General features: G+C 62.5%; 13 protein-coding genes. 5 read left to right on the top strand and 8 right to left on the bottom strand.

Annotation, left to right across the window (positions count from 1 at the left end):
- Positions 1–38 precede the first annotated feature (38 nt).
- From JQ628_RS29965 to JQ628_RS29930, 8 genes are all read right to left on the bottom strand, one after another.
- Positions 39–1,262 carry an ABC transporter substrate-binding protein gene (locus JQ628_RS29965; RefSeq protein WP_212228861.1) on the bottom strand — a complete coding sequence of 408 codons (1,224 nt, stop codon included), beginning with the start codon at positions 1,260–1,262 and terminating at the stop codon, positions 39–41.
- A gap of 157 nt (positions 1,263–1,419) precedes the next feature.
- The gene (locus tag JQ628_RS29960) at positions 1,420–2,649 is read right to left on the bottom strand and encodes an ABC transporter substrate-binding protein (RefSeq protein WP_212228859.1); all 1,230 of its coding nucleotides are present in this window, start codon (positions 2,647–2,649) and stop codon (positions 1,420–1,422) included.
- A gap of 202 nt (positions 2,650–2,851) precedes the next feature.
- Positions 2,852–4,072 carry an ABC transporter substrate-binding protein gene (locus tag JQ628_RS29955; protein ID WP_212228857.1) on the bottom strand — a complete coding sequence of 407 codons (1,221 nt, stop codon included), beginning with the start codon at positions 4,070–4,072 and terminating at the stop codon, positions 2,852–2,854.
- A 181-nt stretch (positions 4,073–4,253) separates the two neighbouring features.
- The gene (locus JQ628_RS29950; protein ID WP_212228855.1) at positions 4,254–5,273 is read right to left on the bottom strand and encodes a branched-chain amino acid ABC transporter permease; all 1,020 of its coding nucleotides are present in this window, start codon (positions 5,271–5,273) and stop codon (positions 4,254–4,256) included.
- Positions 5,274–5,275: 2 nt separating this feature from the next.
- Entirely contained in the window at positions 5,276–6,154 is an 879-nt protein-coding gene (locus JQ628_RS29945) for a branched-chain amino acid ABC transporter permease (protein ID WP_212228853.1), read from the bottom strand.
- Positions 6,155–6,166: 12 nt separating this feature from the next.
- Entirely contained in the window at positions 6,167–6,880 is a 714-nt protein-coding gene (locus JQ628_RS29940) for an ABC transporter ATP-binding protein (protein WP_212228851.1), read from the bottom strand.
- Positions 6,877–7,674 carry an ABC transporter ATP-binding protein gene (locus JQ628_RS29935; protein ID WP_212228849.1) on the bottom strand — a complete coding sequence of 266 codons (798 nt, stop codon included), beginning with the start codon at positions 7,672–7,674 and terminating at the stop codon, positions 6,877–6,879. The genes JQ628_RS29940 and JQ628_RS29935 overlap by 4 nt, the downstream gene beginning before the upstream one ends.
- 69 nt (positions 7,675–7,743) lie before the next feature.
- Positions 7,744–8,607 (bottom strand): IclR family transcriptional regulator, encoded by an 864-nt coding sequence (locus tag JQ628_RS29930; protein WP_212228847.1) that lies wholly within the window; start codon positions 8,605–8,607, stop codon positions 7,744–7,746.
- Between the two features lie 182 nt (positions 8,608–8,789).
- Between JQ628_RS29930 and JQ628_RS29925 the strand changes: the two genes are divergently transcribed.
- The 5 genes from JQ628_RS29925 (at position 8,790) to JQ628_RS29905 (ending at position 16,142) form a co-directional block, all read left to right on the top strand.
- Positions 8,790–10,886: a 3-hydroxyacyl-CoA dehydrogenase NAD-binding domain-containing protein gene (locus JQ628_RS29925; protein ID WP_212228845.1), complete on the top strand. Its 2,097-nt coding sequence runs from the start codon at positions 8,790–8,792 to the stop codon at positions 10,884–10,886.
- Between the two features lie 145 nt (positions 10,887–11,031).
- Positions 11,032–12,705 (top strand): dicarboxylate--CoA ligase PimA, encoded by a 1,674-nt coding sequence (gene pimA, locus JQ628_RS29920; RefSeq protein WP_212228843.1) that lies wholly within the window; start codon positions 11,032–11,034, stop codon positions 12,703–12,705.
- Positions 12,706–12,719: 14 nt separating this feature from the next.
- Positions 12,720–13,910: a pimeloyl-CoA dehydrogenase large subunit gene (gene pimC, locus JQ628_RS29915; RefSeq protein ID WP_212228841.1), complete on the top strand. Its 1,191-nt coding sequence runs from the start codon at positions 12,720–12,722 to the stop codon at positions 13,908–13,910.
- A 168-nt stretch (positions 13,911–14,078) separates the two neighbouring features.
- The gene (gene pimD, locus JQ628_RS29910; protein WP_212228839.1) at positions 14,079–15,221 is read left to right on the top strand and encodes a pimeloyl-CoA dehydrogenase small subunit; all 1,143 of its coding nucleotides are present in this window, start codon (positions 14,079–14,081) and stop codon (positions 15,219–15,221) included.
- A 147-nt stretch (positions 15,222–15,368) separates the two neighbouring features.
- On the top strand, positions 15,369–16,142 hold the full coding sequence (locus JQ628_RS29905) for an SDR family NAD(P)-dependent oxidoreductase (RefSeq protein WP_212228837.1): 774 nt from the start codon (positions 15,369–15,371) through the stop codon (positions 16,140–16,142).
- Positions 16,143–16,419: the final 277 nt, after the last annotated feature.

Raw genomic sequence — 16,419 nt, 5'->3', positions numbered from 1 at the left:
GGTCTTTAGCTTGCCTATCAAGCGATACGATTTGGCGATCAACCGCCGACGTCGCCGCTCATGATTTCACCGAACAGCTCCCAGGTGTCGCCCTTGAACTTCATGAGCTGCACCTGCGAGATCGGCGCGAAGTCGGTCGCCGACGTGTTGACCTTGACGCCGGGCAACAGGCCGCCGAGCTGGAGATCCTTGATGCTCGCCGCCTGTTTCATCACGTTCTCGCGGGTCAGGTTGTCGCCGCACTGCTTGAGCACCTGCACCAGGCCCTGAGCGACGGTGTAGCCGAACATCACGCCGCCATCGGAGCGGTTGGCTTCAGGGTAGTATTTGTCCAGGAACTCGTTCCAGGCCTTCATCCCGGCATCGTTCTTCCACTGCGAATCGGTCGGATCCTTGAGGTAGGCCGAGGAAATGATGTCCTGGGCGTTCTCGAAGCCCGCCGGCTTCATCACCGCGCCGACGGAAGCCGATACGTTGTTGAGGAAGTGCACCGGCTTCCAGCCGATTTCCGCGTTCTTCTTGATGGCCTGCGCCGCAAACTTCGGCGTCGTGATGTTCACGAACACATCGGCGCCGGTCGACTTCAGCTTGACGATATGGCTGTCGATGGTCGGTTCGGAGACTTCATAGCTCTCCTCGAGCACGATCATCGAGGTCTTGCTGCCGAGGCCGTCCTTCAGGCCCTTCAAATAATCCTTGCCGTAGTCGTCGTTCTGGTAGAGCACGCCGATCTTCGCGTTCGGAAAATTCTTCAGGATGTATTTGGCGTAGATCTGGGTCTCGCTCTGGTAGTTGGGCTGCCAGCCCATGGTCCAGGGGAAATCCTTCGGATCGTTCCACTTGGTGGCGCCGGTGGCGACGAACAGCTGCGGCACCTTCTTCGAGTTCATGTATTTCTGGATCGCCGTGTTCGGCGGCGTGCCGAGCGGATTGAAGACCAGCAGCACTTCGTCGCTCTCGACCAGCTTGCGCGCCTGCTCCACGGTCTTGGGCGGCGAGTAGCCGTCGTCATAGCTGATGAAGTTGATCTTGCGGCCGTTGATGCCGCCCTCGGCGTTGATCTTGTTGAAATAGGCGGCCTCGGTCTTGCCGATCACGCCGTAGGCGGACGCGGGTCCGCTGTAGGGCATGATATTGCCGATCTTGATTTCGGTATCGCTGGCGCCCGTATCGTATTTTTTTTGCGCCAGCGCGCCGCTCGATGAAGCGGCGATCACGGCGAATGCGGCAGAAAGCACCGCGAGTCTTTTGGTAGCGGACATTCCGTCTCTCTCCCTTTTAAATTTGCTGCAAAGTATGCCCGGCCGTTGCACGGCTCTTGTTGGCGTCCTGTACCTACCATTTCGGCCGGAACATCACAATAAAAGCCCCCCGCGCCGTCAGCGCGGGGGGCTGCGTCTTTTGGACTAGGGGGGGCGGCTAGCCGCCGACGTCACCGCTCAGGACCTCGCCGAACAGCTCCCAGGTCTCGCCCTTGAAGCGCATGAGCTGGAGCTGCGAAAGCGGCGCAAAGTCGGTAGCCGAGGTATTGACCTTGACGCCCGGCAACAGACCGCGCGGCTCGAAATTCTTGATGTTGGCCGCCTGCTTCATCACGTTCGCGCGCGTCAGATCGTCGCCGCAGGCCTTCAGCACGTGCTCGAGGCCCTGGGCCACGATGTAGGCGTACATCACCGAGCCGTCGGCGCGGTTGGCTTCGGGGTAGTATTTGTCCAGGAACTCATTCCAGGCCTTCATCGCGGCATCATCCTTCCACTGCGGATCGGTCGGATCCTTCAGGTAGGCGGAGGAGATGATCCCTTGTCCATTCTCGAATCCGGCCGGCTTCATCACGCTGCCGATCGAGGCCGAGACGTTGTTGAGGAAGTGCACCGGCTTCCAGCCGATCTCCATGTTCTTCTTGATCGCCTGCGCCGCGAATTTCGGCGTGGTGACGTTGAAGAAGATGTCGGCGCCGGAGGCCTTCAGCTTGACGATGTGGGTGTCGATGGTCGGCTCCGATACTTCATAGCTGTCCTCGATCACGATCATCGAGGCGGCCTTGGAGCCGAGGCCGTCCTTCAGCCCCTTGACGTAGTCTTTGCCGTAGTCGTCGTTCTGGTAGAGGATCGCGATCTTGCCGTTTGGATAGTTCTTCAGGATGTATTTGGCGTAGATCTGGCTTTCGCTCTGGTAGTTGGGCTGCCAGCCCATCGTCCAGGGAAATTCCTTCGGATCGTTCCACTTGGTGGCGCCGGTGGCGACGAATAGCTGCGGCACCTTCTTCTGGTTCATGTATTTCTGGATCGCCGAGTTCGGCGGCGTGCCGAGCGAGTTGAAGATGAGGAGGACCTCGTCGCTCTCGACCAGTTTGCGCGCCTGCTCCACCGTCTTCGGCGGCGAGTAGGCGTCGTCATAGGACACGAAGTTGATCTTGCGGCCGTTGATGCCGCCTTCGGCGTTGATTTTCCGGAAGTAGGCTTCCTCGGTCTTGCCGATCACGCCGTAGGCGGAAGCCGGTCCGCTGTAGGGCATGATGTTGCCGATCTTGATTTCGGTATCGGTCGCGCCGGTGTCGTATTTCTTCTGGGCAAGCGCCGATGTGCTGCTGATAGCAAGTAATGCGAGGGCAGCCGAAATGGCTCCCAGCCGCAAATTGAGAACGGGCATTCGTGTCTCTCCCTGATGGCGGTTGATGTGTCCTTTCTTGTTGATGGCGCACTTGCCGGCGCTTGCCCGCATTGAATACCTTTCCCCCTTTGCCAGCAACAAAAAGCCCCTGCGACGGAAGTCGCAGGGGCTCGTTTTTTAGTCAATGCCGTCCCGGATGGTTACCCGCGCGGCGGAATATTAACCAGCGTCGGTTCCGCGGTTAGTTGCTGACGTCGCCGCTCATGATCTCGCCGAACAGCTCCCACTTCTCGCCCTTGAACCGCATCAGTTGCAGTTGCGAGATCGGGGCGAAGTCGCTTGCCGAAGTGTTGATCTTGACGCCCGGCAGCAGCGTGTCGGGCTCAAAATCCTTCAGGCTGGCGGCCTGTTTCATGACGTTCTCGCGGGTCAGGTTGTCGCCGCACATCTCGAGCACCTTCGCCAGCGTCTGCGCTGCGCCGTAGCCATAGACCACGGAGCCGTCGATCTTGTTGCCTTCGGGATGATGCTTCTCGAGGAAGGCCAGGAATTTCTTCATCCCGGGATCATTGTCCCACTGCGGATCGGCGCCGTCCTTGGCGTAGGCCGCCGAGATGATGCCTTGCGAGTTCTCATAGCCTGCCGGCTTCATCACGCCGCCGACCGAAGCCGAGACGTTGGTGAGCAGATGAAGCGGCTTCCAGTCGATCTCGGCGATCTTCTTGATCGCCTGCGCCGCGAATTTCGGCGTGGCGATGTTGATGAAGGTATCGGCGCCCGTCGCCTTGAGCTTGACGATGTGGCTGTCGATCGTCGGCTCGGAGGTCTCATAGCTTTCTTCCGCGACGATCATCGACGCCTTGGCGCCAAAGCCATCCTTCAGTCCCTTGAGATAGTCCTTACCGAAATCGTCGTTCTGGTAGAGGATCGCGACCTTCGCGTTCGGCTTTTCCTTGATCAGATACTTTGCGTAGATCTGGGCTTCGCTCTGATAGCTCGGCTGCCAGCCCATGGTCCACGGAAAGCCCTTCGGGTCGTTCCACTTGGTGGCGCCGGTGGCGACGAACAGTTGCGGCACCTTCTTGGCGTTGAGGTACTTCTGGATCGCCGTGTTGGAGGGCGTGCCGAGTGGATTGAAGACGACGAGCACCTCATCGCTTTCGACCAGCTTGCGCACCTGCTCGACCGCCTTCGGCGGGCTGTAGCCATCGTCATAGGTGACGAAGTTGATCTTGCGCCCGTTGATGCCGCCGTTGGCGTTGATCATCTTGAAATAGGCTTCTTCGGTCTTGCCGATCACGCCGTAGGCGGAAGCAGGGCCGCTGTAGGGCATGATGTTGCCGATCTTGATCTCGGTGTCAGTCGCGCCGGTGTCGTATTTTTTCTGGGCGAGGGCGCTGCCGGAAGCGGCAAACGCGATCACCGCCGCAAACGCGGCGGTGGACAGTCTTGTAGAAAGCATAGTTTCTCCTTCGAGTTTTTTGGTCTTTGTCTTGGGTCGTTCTTGCTTCTTCTTGCTCCGGGCTTCCAGAGCGAGATGACTTTCGTCATCTCGCTTCCGGCCTATTTCTCAAGCATGATCTCCGCGCAAACGCTTTGCGTTTGTCGCAGGGAAAACCGGTCTCCACTTTTCCGGATCATGCCTAGCCCTTCCTGAGTTTGCCGATCAGTTGCTGGGCAACGATGGCTACTTGCCTTGCGCCATGCGGCACGAGGAAGATCACGATGAACAGCAGTACGCCGAACACGGCGCCGGAGAGGCCCTTGGAGATGCTCTCGGCGATGTTAGGCACGAAGATGATGAACGCGGATCCTACGATCGATCCCGGCAGCCAGCCCACGCCGCCCACCACCATGCCGAGGAACAGCGAAATGGCGAGCGTGATGGTGTAGCCGTCGGGCGCCACGAACTGCACGGCAATGGCGCCAAGGCCGCCGGCGATGCCGGTGATCCCTGCGGAAACGCCGAACGCCAGCGTCTTGTAGAGCGCGACATTGACGCCCATGGCGGAAGCGGCGATCTCGTTATCGCGGATCGCCATGAAGGCACGGCCCGAGCGCGAGCGCAGCAAATTGACCGAGGCCACGTAGATGCCGATCGAGATCGCCAGCGTGAAGTAATACAGCCACATGTCCTGCGACATTTTCAGGCCGAACGGCGCATCGGGCTTGGTCACCACCAGCCCCTGCACGCCGCCGGTCCAGTGCTCGAAGAAGCCGAGCTTGAGCAGTTGCGGCATGGCGACCGCCAGCGCGAAGGTCGCAAGCGCAAGGTAGACGCCGGAAAGGCGCAATGCCGGCTGGCCGAACACGAAGCCGAAGGCAAAGCAGATGATGCCTGCGATCGGCAGCGTCAGCGCATAGTTCATGCCGACATGTTCCATCAGGATCGCCGACGTATAGGCGCCGACCGCGTAGAACGCGCTCTGGCCGAGCGAGAACTGGCCGCTCCCGCCGGTCAGAATGTTCAGCGCGAGCACCGCAAGGGCGTAGATCAGGAGCATCGTCATCTGGAAGATGATGAAGTTCTTGACGAACAGCGGGGCGATGACCAGCGCTGCCAGCACCGCGAGCGAGGTGCCGAGGCCCAGCGTCATGGCGCGCTTCGGAACGGCCTCGACGGCCGGCGCTTCCGTTACGGCGTCTTCTGTTGCAGCGCTCATGATCAAACTCGCTTCACGATGGGCCGGCCCATGAGTCCGGCGGGTTTGACAACCAATACGGTGATGATCAGCGCAAGCGCGATCGGCAGCTTCAACTCGTTACCGACACCGGGAATGTAGGTTCCGGCGAGGTTCTCGAAGACGCCGACCAGGAAGCCGCCGAGCACGGCGCCGAGCGGCGAGGTCAGGCCGCCGAGCACGGCCGCGGCGAAGCCGTAGATCAGCACGCCGCCCATCATGTTCGGCTCCAGGAACACGACCGGGGCGATCAGGATGCCGGCGATCGCGCCGATCGCCGACGCCATGCCCCAGCCGAGCGCGATCATCCAGGAGGTGTTGACGCCGACCAGCCGCGCCGATTCCGGCAGCGCGGCGGCCGCGCGCATTGCAAGGCCGATCCGCGTGAACTGGAAGAACAGATACAGCGCGATCAGCAGCCCGACCGTGACGCCGATCATGCCGGCCTGGTGGGTCGAAATCAGTTGGCTGCCGAGGAAGGGCGAGGACCCGAACGGCGTCGGGTACTGCTTGATGGTGAAGTCCCAGGTGAGGCCGGCCACCGAATTGACGATGGCGAACAGCGCGATGAAGCCGGCGACGTTGGTCAGCACCGGCGCCTTGGCGAGCGGCTTGAACAGCAGCCGTTCGATCAGGATGCCGCCGGCAAAGGAGATGATCAGCGTGAGCAGGAACGCCCACCAATAGGGTATGCCCCACTGCATCAATTGCCAGGAGATGAAGGTCGAGAACATCGCCATTTCGCCCTGGGCGAAATTCAGATGGTCGATGGCCTGGTAGATCATGACGACCGCCAGCGCCATGCAGGCATAGATCGCGCCGGTGGCGATGCCGGCCAGGACCTGGTTGGTAAATAGTTCCATCGTCCCGGCTCCTCAGTAACCCAGATAGGATTTGCGGACGTCTTCGTTGCTCGCGATTTCCTTCGCGTTGCCCGACATCACGATCTTTCCGGTTTCTATCACATAGGCCTGGTCGGCCAGTTCCAGCGCGAGCTGCGCGTTCTGCTCCACCACCAGAATGGTGACCTTTTCCTCACGGTTGATCTTGCCGAGGATCTTGAACAAGTCGCGCACGATCAGCGGCGCGAGGCCGAATGACGGCTCGTCCAGCAGCATCAGCCGCGGCCGCAGCATCAGCGCGCGCGCCACCGCCAGCATCTGCTGCTCGCCGCCCGACAGCGTGCCGGCCTGCTGGGTGTAACGCTCCTTCAGCACCGGAAAATGCGCGTACATCCGTTCGATGTCGTCGACGATGTTCTTCTTGTCGGTGCGGGTGATGGCCCCGAGCTGGAGGTTTTCCTCCACCGTCATGGTGGTGAAGGTACCGCGGCCTTGCGGGACATGAGCAATGCCGAGGCGAACGATGTTTTCGGTCGACTTGCCGGAGAGCGCCTTGCCTTCGAACTCGATCGCGCCGGTCGAGCGCACCATGTTGCAGATCGCCCGCAGCGTGGTGGTCTTGCCGGCGCCGTTGGCCCCGAGCAGCGTGGTGAGGCTGCCTTCGTTGAGGGCAAAGGACAGGCCGTGCAGGGCCTGCACCTGGCCGTAATAGGCCCGCAGGTCCTTGACGTTGAGCATCGCGGTCATTGGTCCTTGCTCCCCAGATACGCCTTGATGACGTCAGGGTCAGCCTGGACCTGGGCCGGCGTCCCCTCGGCCAGCTTGCGGCCGAAATTGAGCGCAACGACGTGGTCGGCAATCGACATCACGAGGCCCATGTGATGCTCCACCAGCAGCACGGTCATGTGCCGCTGATCCCTGATGCGCTTGATCAGGTCGCCGAGCACATAGACTTCCTCGTGGTTGAGGCCGCCGGCGGGCTCGTCGAGCAGCAGGATTTTTGGATCGGCGGCCAGGGCGCGCGCCAGTTCGACGCGCTTCTGGGTGCCGAACGGCAATCCGGACACCACGGTGTGCGCGACGTCCTCGAGATCGAGATAAGCGAGGATCTCGTGGACCTTCTTGTTGATCTCGGCCTCGCCGCGGCGAACCCAGGCGAGCCTGATCGAGTCGGAGATGATGTCGCTGGAGGAGCGCGCATGGCAGCCGACACGGACGTTGTCGAGCACCGAGAGGTTGGGGAACAGCGCGACGTTCTGGAAGGTGCGGCCGATTCCGATCTCGGCGATGCGATGCGGCGGCCGCGTCAGGATGCTGGCGCCTTCCATCAGGATGTCGCCCGAGCTCGGCTGATAAAGTCGCGACAGGCAATTGAACAGCGTCGTCTTGCCGGCGCCGTTCGGCCCGATCAGGCCGAGGATGGCGCCCTTGTGCATGTCGAAGGATACGCCATTCAGCGCGACGATGCCGCCGAACACGACGCTGACGTCGCGAACCGCGAGCAGGGGAGCATTGCCCTGCGCGAGCTGTGCCTGCGTCATTTCGCAGCAACCGACCGAAGCGGGCTCGCGCGACCTCGCGAATGAATTCGCCGGCCGCTGACGCGACGGCTATCTGATCCCCTCGACAACACGCGATTTCCCTCCTCTTCCCTTCTTGCTGATTTCTTCTTTTTTGGTGAGCGACATGCTGCCACCCAGCGCCGCTTCGATGTTCCTTACCATCGCGACCATACGAGGTCCAATGTCGTTCATCAGTCGGTCTTCCGTGAAGCGGAATGCCGGCGCGCCGCAATTGAAGGCATAGGTGCCGGTTCCGTCGTTCAGCTTCAGGGCAACGCCGACGGCGGCAACATCGTCCTGCCATTCACCCGCAGAGATGGCGAAGCCATAGCGCGCAACCGTTTCACCGGAGCGTTCGATGCCGTCGCGGATTTTTGGCCAGCGGCTGCCGTAATGATCGCGCAGTTCACGCAGCAGGGCAGTGCGCTCATCCGGCGGCAGCGCCCAGATATAGGCGCGGCCCATGGCCGTGGTCGCGATCGGTATCCTCGAACCGACGTCGAGCTGCACGCCGAGCGTCAGCCCGTTACGGCTCTGGCCGAAATAGATCATGCTGAGGCGATCGCGGGCGCCGACGGCCACCGCGCCGCCGGTCTCGCGCATCACCTCTTCGCGATAGGCTTCCGACAGATGCCGGACGCCGAGATTGGCCAGCGCCGCATACCCGAGCGCCATGGCTGACGGCGCAAGCTGATACTTTTCGAAGCGGGGGACAGGTGTAAGGTATCCCAGCTTGGTCAACGTGTAGGTCAGCCGCGAAATGGTTGGCTTGGGAAGCTTGGTACGGGCCGCAAGCTCCTGATTTCCCAAAAGCCCGTCATTGGCATGGAATGCGCGCAACACATCGAGGCCGCGCGAAAGCGCAACGACAAAGCTGCGATCGGTCGCCACTTTTTTGGCTGGACGCTTCATTCCCCTCGACTTCTTGCTTCTCGTTGACAAGGCACGTGCTTCAAAATAACCCTCCGTGTCAAGATGTGGAATTTAGTTTCGCAGTGCGAAATTGGCTTCCAGCGTAGCTTCTGAACGCAATTCGCGGGCGTGATGCAGCTACTCAACACAAGTAACCAAGAACAAGATTCAGGGAGAGTCTCGTGAACGCAGTGGTCAAGCTCGAACGTCATGACGTCATCGGCATCGTCACGGTGGACAGTCCTCCCGTGAATGCGCTGAGCGCTGCCGTGCGCGGCGGCATTTTCGATTGCATGAAGGAGGCGATCGCCGATTCCTCAATCAAGGCCATCGTGCTGACCTGCGGCGGCCGCACCTTCATTGCCGGCGCCGACATCACCGAATTCGGCAAGCCGCCGAAGCCGCCCGGCCTCGCCGAGGTGCTGACGCTGATGGAGAACTCGCCGAAGCCGATCGTTGCCGCCATTCACGGCACCGCGCTCGGCGGCGGCCTCGAGGTCGCGCTGGCATGCCACTATCGCGTGGCGGTGAAGGAAGCGCGTCTCGGCCTGCCCGAAGTGAAGCTTGGCCTGTTGCCCGGCGCGGGCGGCACGCAGCGCCTGCCGCGCGCGGTCGGTCCCGAGCTTGCCGTGAAGATGATCGTTACCGGCGATCCCATCAGCGCCTCCGAAGCGCTCAAGGCCGGCCTGATCGAGGAAATCATCGAAGGCCCGGCCTCCGGCGGCGAGGCCTTTGCGCGAAAGCTGATTGCCGAGAACCGCCCGCTGCGCAAGCTGCGCGACGAGGACGGCAAGCTGGCCGCCGCCAAGGCCGACATCTCGATCTTCACCAATGCGGTGGCCGCGCTGACCAAGAAGGCGCGCGGCCTGGAAGCGCCGTTCGCCGCGGCCGACGCCGTGCGCGCCGCGATCGAATTGCCGTTCGACGAAGGCCTGAAGAAGGAGCGCGAGGGCTTCCTGAAGCTCGTCTCCAGCGACCAGTCGAAGGCGCAGCGCTATGCCTTCTTCTCCGAGCGCGAGGCCTCGAAGATCGCGGGCGTGCCTGAGGGAACAAAACCGCGCAAGGTCGACCGCGTCGCCATCATCGGCGCCGGCACCATGGGCGGCGGCATCGCGATGTCCTTTGCCAATGCCGGCATCCCGGTCACCCTGATCGAGACCGGCGAGGAGGCGCTCAAGCGCGGCATGGGCGTGATGCAGAAGAACTGGGAAGCGACCGCCGCGCGCGGCGGCATCCCGGCCGATGCGCCGGCCAAGCGCATGGCGCTGATCGACGGCAAGGTCGGCCTCGAGAACGTCAAGGACGCTGACCTGGTGATCGAAGCCGTGTTCGAGACCATGGCGGTGAAGAAGGAAGTGTTCGGCGCGCTCGACCAGCACGCCAAGCCGGGTGCCGTGCTCGCGAGCAACACCTCCTATCTCAACATCGACGAGATCGCGAAAGTGACAAAACGGCCGCAGGACGTGCTCGGCATGCACTTCTTCTCTCCGGCCAACGTCATGAAGCTGTGCGAGATCGTGCGTGCGGACAAGACCGCGCCGGATGCTCTGGCGACCGCCGTGGCCGTCTCGCGCAAAATTGCAAAAGTGCCGGCGGTGGTCGGCGTCTGCGACGGCTTTGTCGGCAACCGCATGCTGGCCCAGCGCGGCAAGCAGTCGGAGAAGCTGCTGTTCGAAGGCGCGCTGCCGCAGCAGGTCGACGCCGTCGTGACAAAATTCGGCATGCCGATGGGGCCGTTCGCAATGAGCGACCTCGCCGGCCTTGATATCGGCTGGCGCTCGCGCAAGGACCGCGGCATCAAGTCGGAGATCGCGGACGCGCTGTGCGAAGCCGGCCGCTTCGGCCAGAAGACCGGCAAGGGCTACTACAAGTATGAAGGCGGCTCGCGCTCGCCGCTGCCCGACCCCGATGTCGAGAAGCTGATCGACGAGACCTTGCAGAAGCTCGGCAAGAAGCGCCGCGCTGTCAGCGACGATGAAATCCTCGAGCGCATGATGTACCCGATGATCAACGAGGGCGCCCGCATCCTCGAAGAGGGCATCGCGGCGCGTCCGAGCGACATCGACGTGATCTGGCTCTATGGCTATGGCTGGCCGATCTACCGCGGCGGCCCGATGTTCTGGGCCGACCAGGTCGGCCTGAAGAAGATCGCTGAGCGTCTTTCTTACTACGCCAAGGAGACCAACGATCCCTCGCTGGAGCCGGCCCCGCTGCTCAAGCGCCTCGCGGCCGAAGGCGGCACGTTCGCCTCGCTCGCTGCGCCGTCTAAGGCGGCTTGATGCCGAGCTCTCACCACCCGTCATTCCGGGATGCGCCGCTTGGCGCAGGCCCGGAATCCATACTCCCGATCGTGGTTATGGATTCCGGGCTCTCGCTTCGCGAGCCCCGGAATGACGACTTCATTTCTCCGCGCTGAAATCCGACATGACCCATCCCGGCGAACAATATTATCCGCGAGGCGTCCGCTGGGACGATCCGATCGAACGCGGCACGCTGCCTGACTTGCTCGCAATCGCAGCCGCCGAATACGGCGACCGTCCCGCGATTGAATTCCGCGACCGGCCGATCAGCTACGCCGAGCTGGAAGACAAGGTCGAGATCGCAGCCTCAGCCTTCCTTCGCGCCGGCTACGGCACGGACAAATCCGTCGCGCTGTTCCTCGGCAACACGCCGGACCATCCCGTCAATTTCTTCGGCGCCCTGAAGGCCGGCGCGCGCATCGTGCATCTGTCGCCGCTCGACGGCGAGATCGCGCTGTCGCACAAGCTTTCCGATTCCGGCGCGCGTGTGCTGGTCACCAGCAATCTCTCCGCGCTGTTGCCGACCGCGCTGAAATTCCTCGACAAGGGCCTGCTCGACCGGCTGATCGTCTGCGAGGACGACGACTGGGGCAAGGTCGGCACGCCGCAGACCGCGCTGCCGCAAAGCCCCGCCGTCATCACTTACAAGCAATTCATTAGCGGCGTCACGAAGCCGCCGTCCTGGCCCGCGATCAACGTCGAAGACGTCGCGCTGCTGCAATATACTGGCGGCACCACCGGCCTGCCCAAAGGCGCGATGCTCAGCCACGGCAATCTGACCGCGGCGGTTTCGGTTTACGACGTCTGGGGCGCCCCCGCGCGCGCCGAGCGCAACGCGATCGAGCGCGTGATCTGCGTGCTGCCGCTGTTCCACATCTACGCGCTGACGGTCGTGCTGCTGTCCAGCATCCGCCGTGGCCACCTGATCTCGCTGCACCAGCGATTCGACGTCGAAGCCGTGATGCGCGACATCGAGGTCAAGCGCGCGACCTACTTCCCCGGCGTGCCCACCATGTGGATCGCCATCGCCGCGCTGCCCGATCTCGACAAGCGCGATCTGTCGTCGCTGGTCTCCTGCGGCTCCGGCGGCGCGCCGCTGCCGGTGGAAGTGGCAAAGATCTTCGAGCGCCGCGTCGGCATGAAGCTCAAGAGCGGCTGGGGGATGACCGAGACCTGCTCGCCCGGCACCGCCCATCCCAAGGAAGGCCCGGACAAGCCCGGCTCGATCGGCCTGATGCTGCCCGGCATCGAGATGGATGTGGTGTCGCTCGATGATCCCACGAAGGTGATGCCGATCGGCGAGGTCGGCGAGATCCGCATTCGCGGGCCGAATGTCACGAAAGGCTACTGGAACAAGCCGCAGGAAACCGCGGAAGCTTTTGTCGGCGACCGCTTCCTCACCGGCGATATCGGCTACGTCGATGCCGACGGCTACTTCTATCTGGTCGACCGCAAGAAGGACATGATCATCTCCGGCGGCTTCAACGTCTATCCGCAGATGATCGAGCAGGCGATCTACACCCATCCGTCGGTGCAGGAAGTCCTCGTCATCGGCATTCCCGACGACTACCGCGGCGAGGCGGCCAAGGCTTTTGTCACGCTGCGTGCCGGTGCTGCGCCCTTCACCATCGATGAACTGCGCGCGTTCCTCACCGGCAAGCTCGGCAAGCACGAGCTGCCGGTGGCGGTGGAATTCGCAAAGGAATTGCCGCGCACGCCGGTCGGCAAGTTGTCGCGCCACGAATTGCGCAAATCGCAGTCGGTGCCCGCTGTTCAGTCAAAAGTCGCTTCAGGTTAGCAAAGGAGGATCCGATGGATCTCGCTTTTACCAAGGAAGAAATCGCGTTTCGTGAGGAAGTGCGTCAGTTCTTCAGGGACAACGTGCCGCCGGAGACGCGGCGCAAGCTGGTCGAGGGCCGTCATCTGTCCAAGGACGAGATGATCACCTGGTGGCGCATTCTCAACAAGAAGGGCTGGGGCGTCTCGCACTGGCCAAAGGAATATGGCGGCACCGGCTGGAGCTCGGTGCAGCACTACATCTTCAACGAGGAGCTACAGTCCTATCCGGCGCCGGCGCCGCTCGCCTTCGGCGTCAGCATGGTCGGCCCGGTCATCTACACCTTCGGCAATGAGAAGCAGAAGAAGGAATATCTGCCGCGCATTGCGAATGTCGATGACTGGTGGTGCCAGGGCTTTTCGGAGCCCGGCTCCGGTTCGGACCTCGCTTCGCTGAAGACGAAAGCCGAGCGAAAGGGCGACAAGTGGATCATCAACGGCCAGAAAACCTGGACGACGCTCGCCCAGCACGCCGACATGATCTTCTGCCTCTGCCGCACCGATCCCACCGCGAAGAAGCAGACCGGCATCTCCTTCATCGTGTTCTCGATGAAGAGCAAGGGCGTCACCGTGCGCCCGATCCAGACCATCGACGGCGGCCACGAGGTCAACGAGGTCTTCTTCGACGACGTCGAGGTGCCCTACGAGAACCTGATCGGCGAGGAGAACAAGGGCTGGGACTACGCAAAATTCCTGCTCGGCAATGAGCGCACCGGTATCGCCCGCGTCGGCGTCTCCAAGGAACGCATCCGCCGCATCAAGGACCTCGCTTCCAAGGTCGAGTCCAACGGCAAGCCGATCCTGCTCGATCCGGCCTTCCGCGAAAAGCTGGCGGCCTGCGAGATCGAATTGAAGGCGCTCGAGCTGACGCAGCTCCGCGTCGTCGCCGACGAGAGCAAGCACGGCAAGGGCAAGCCGAACCCGGCGTCCTCGGTGCTCAAGATCAAGGGCTCGGAAATCCAGCAGACCACCACCGAACTTCTGATGGAAGTGATCGGCCCGTTCGCCGCGCCCTATGACGTCCATGGTGACGACGGCTCCAACGAAGCGATGGAGTGGACCGCGCAGATCGCGCCGAGCTACTTCAACAACCGCAAGGTCTCGATCTACGGCGGCTCCAACGAGATCCAGCGCAACATCATCGCCAAGGCCGTGCTGGGGCTGTAGACGTCACGCAGTAGCTGTCGTCCCCCGCGCAGGCGGGGGACCCAGTACGCCGTGGCGGTCGTGGCTTACGAACCGCCGGTGATTACTGGATCCCCGCCTTCGCGGGGACGACGACCGAAGGTGGGGCAGCAGTATTGCCCGCAATGGTTTCTGGAGAGAGCAAGTAAAATGGATTTTGATTTGTCCGAGGAGCAGCGGCTTCTCAAAGATAGCGTCGATGGTCTGCTGACCGACTCCTACGACTTCGATGCCCGCAAGAAATACATGAAAGAGAAGGGCGGCTGGAGCAAGGCCGTGTGGAGCAAGCTCGCCGAGCAGGGCCTCTTGGGCTTGCCCTTTGCGGAAGCCGATGGCGGCTTCGGTGCCGGCGGCGTCGAGACCATGATCGTGATGGAAGCGCTCGGCAAGGCGCTGGTGCTGGAGCCGTATCTGGCGACCGTCGTTATCGCCGGCGGTTTTCTGCGCCATGGCGGCTCGGACGCGCAGAAGGCCGCGCATGTGCCCGGCATCATCGACGGCAGCAAGACCTTTGCGTTCGCCCAGCTCGAGAAGAACTCGCGCTACGACCTGCACGACGTCACCACCACGGCGAAGAAGAAGGGCGACGCTTACGTCATCGACGGCGAAAAATTCGTGGTCCTCAACGGCGAGAATGCGGACGCGCTGATCGTCACCGCGCGCACCAAGGGCGACCGCCGCGACAAATCGGGCGTTGGCGTCTTCCTGGTGCCATCAGATGCAAAAGGCATCACGAAAAAATCCTATCCGACCCAGGACGGCCTGCATGCCGCCGACATCACCTTCACCGGCGTCGAGGTCGACGGGAGTGCAGCGATCGGCAATCCCGAGGATGGCCTGGCGCTGATCGAACGCGTGGTCGACGACGCGCGCGGCGCGCTGTGTGCGGAGGCGGTCGGCCTGATGGACGAGTCGCTCAAGGAAACCGTCGAATACATCAAGACGCGAAAACAGTTCGGCGTGCCGATCGGCACCTTCCAGAGTCTACAGCACCGCGCCTCCGACATGTTCGTTGCCGTCGAGCAGGCCCGCAGCATGTCGATGTTCGCGACCATGGCGTCGGAATTCGAGGACGCGAAGGAGCGCGCCAAGGCGATCGCCGCCGCAAAAGTGCAGATCGGAAAATCGCTGAAATTCGTTGGCCAGCAGTCGATCCAGCTTCACGGCGGCATCGGCATGACCATGGAGGCCAAGATCGGCCACTACTTCAAGCGGCTGACCATGATCGAAAACACCTTTGGCGACACCGACTATCACCTCCGCCGCGTCACCGACGCGGGCGGGCTGGTGTGACCCACGATGACTGTCGTCCTCCGCGAAGGCGGGGGACCCAGTACGCCGCGGTCTCTCGGCTCTAGCAAAAACGTCTCTGGAATACTGGATCGCCCGGTCGAGCCGGGCGATGACGACTGAGTAAATGGAAGAAGGGAGGCAACAACAATGAAAAACACCCCGTTCGATCTCACCGGGCAAGTGGCCGTCGTCACCGGCTCCAGCCGCGGCATCGGCCGCTCCTCCGCGGAACTGCTCGCCAAGCTCGGCGCCAAGGTCGTGATCTCCAGCCGCAAGGCCGACGCCTGCCACGAGGTTGCCGACGGCATCAAGAAGGCCGGCGGCGATGCCCATGTCATCCCCTGCAACATCTCGCGCCATGACGAGGTGAAGGCGCTGATATCAGGCACCACAAAGCATTACGGCAAGATCGACATCCTCGTCTGCAACGCGGCGGTGAACCCCTATTACGGCCCGTTGCTCGACATCAAGGACGAGGCCTTCGACAAGATCATGGGTTCGAACGTGAAGAGCAACATCTGGCTCTGCGCGCTGGCGATCCCGCAGATGGCCGAACGCGGCAAGGGCTCCGTCGTCATCATCTCCTCGATCGGCGGATTGCGCGGCTCCACCGTGATCGGCGCCTACGGCATTTCCAAAGCCGCCGATTTCGCGCTGTGCCGCAGCCTCGCCGGCGAGTGGGGCCCGAAGGGCGTGCGGGTCAACTGCGTGGCGCCGGGCCTGGTGAAAACCGATTTCGCCCGCGCGCTGTGGGAGGACGAAGACCGCCTGAAGCGCCGCTGCGCCACCACGCCCTTGCGCCGCATCGGCGAGCCCGACGAGATCGCCGGCGCCGTGGCTTATCTCGCCTCCGATGCCTCCACCTTCATGACCGGCCAGACCATCGTCGTCGACGGCGGCGTGACGACAGCGGCGGTCTGATCTTATCCCGCCCCCTTGTGGGGCGGGTGGCACAGCGTGAGCGAAGCGAACGATGTGACGGGCGGGGGTTGCGCGCGGCAGCGCGCAGAAATGCCTTGCTTCACTCGTAGCGTCGGGATGGCTGCATTTTTCGCGCACTGCCGTGCGCTACCCCCGCCCGGCGCTGAGCAACCGGCGACATAGGTAACAGTTCAGACCGACGACATAGGTAACACAATTCGGGTTTCGTTCTGGTCTGTTGTTGTTGAGGCCGTGGACCCTGTGGGCAACGCGTGAG

This window comes from Bradyrhizobium lablabi (assembly GCF_018129385.1).
GTDB lineage: Bacteria > Pseudomonadota > Alphaproteobacteria > Rhizobiales > Xanthobacteraceae > Bradyrhizobium > Bradyrhizobium lablabi_C.
Note: the sequence above shows the minus strand (reverse complement) of the source record. Positions and strands in the feature narration are given on the sequence as shown.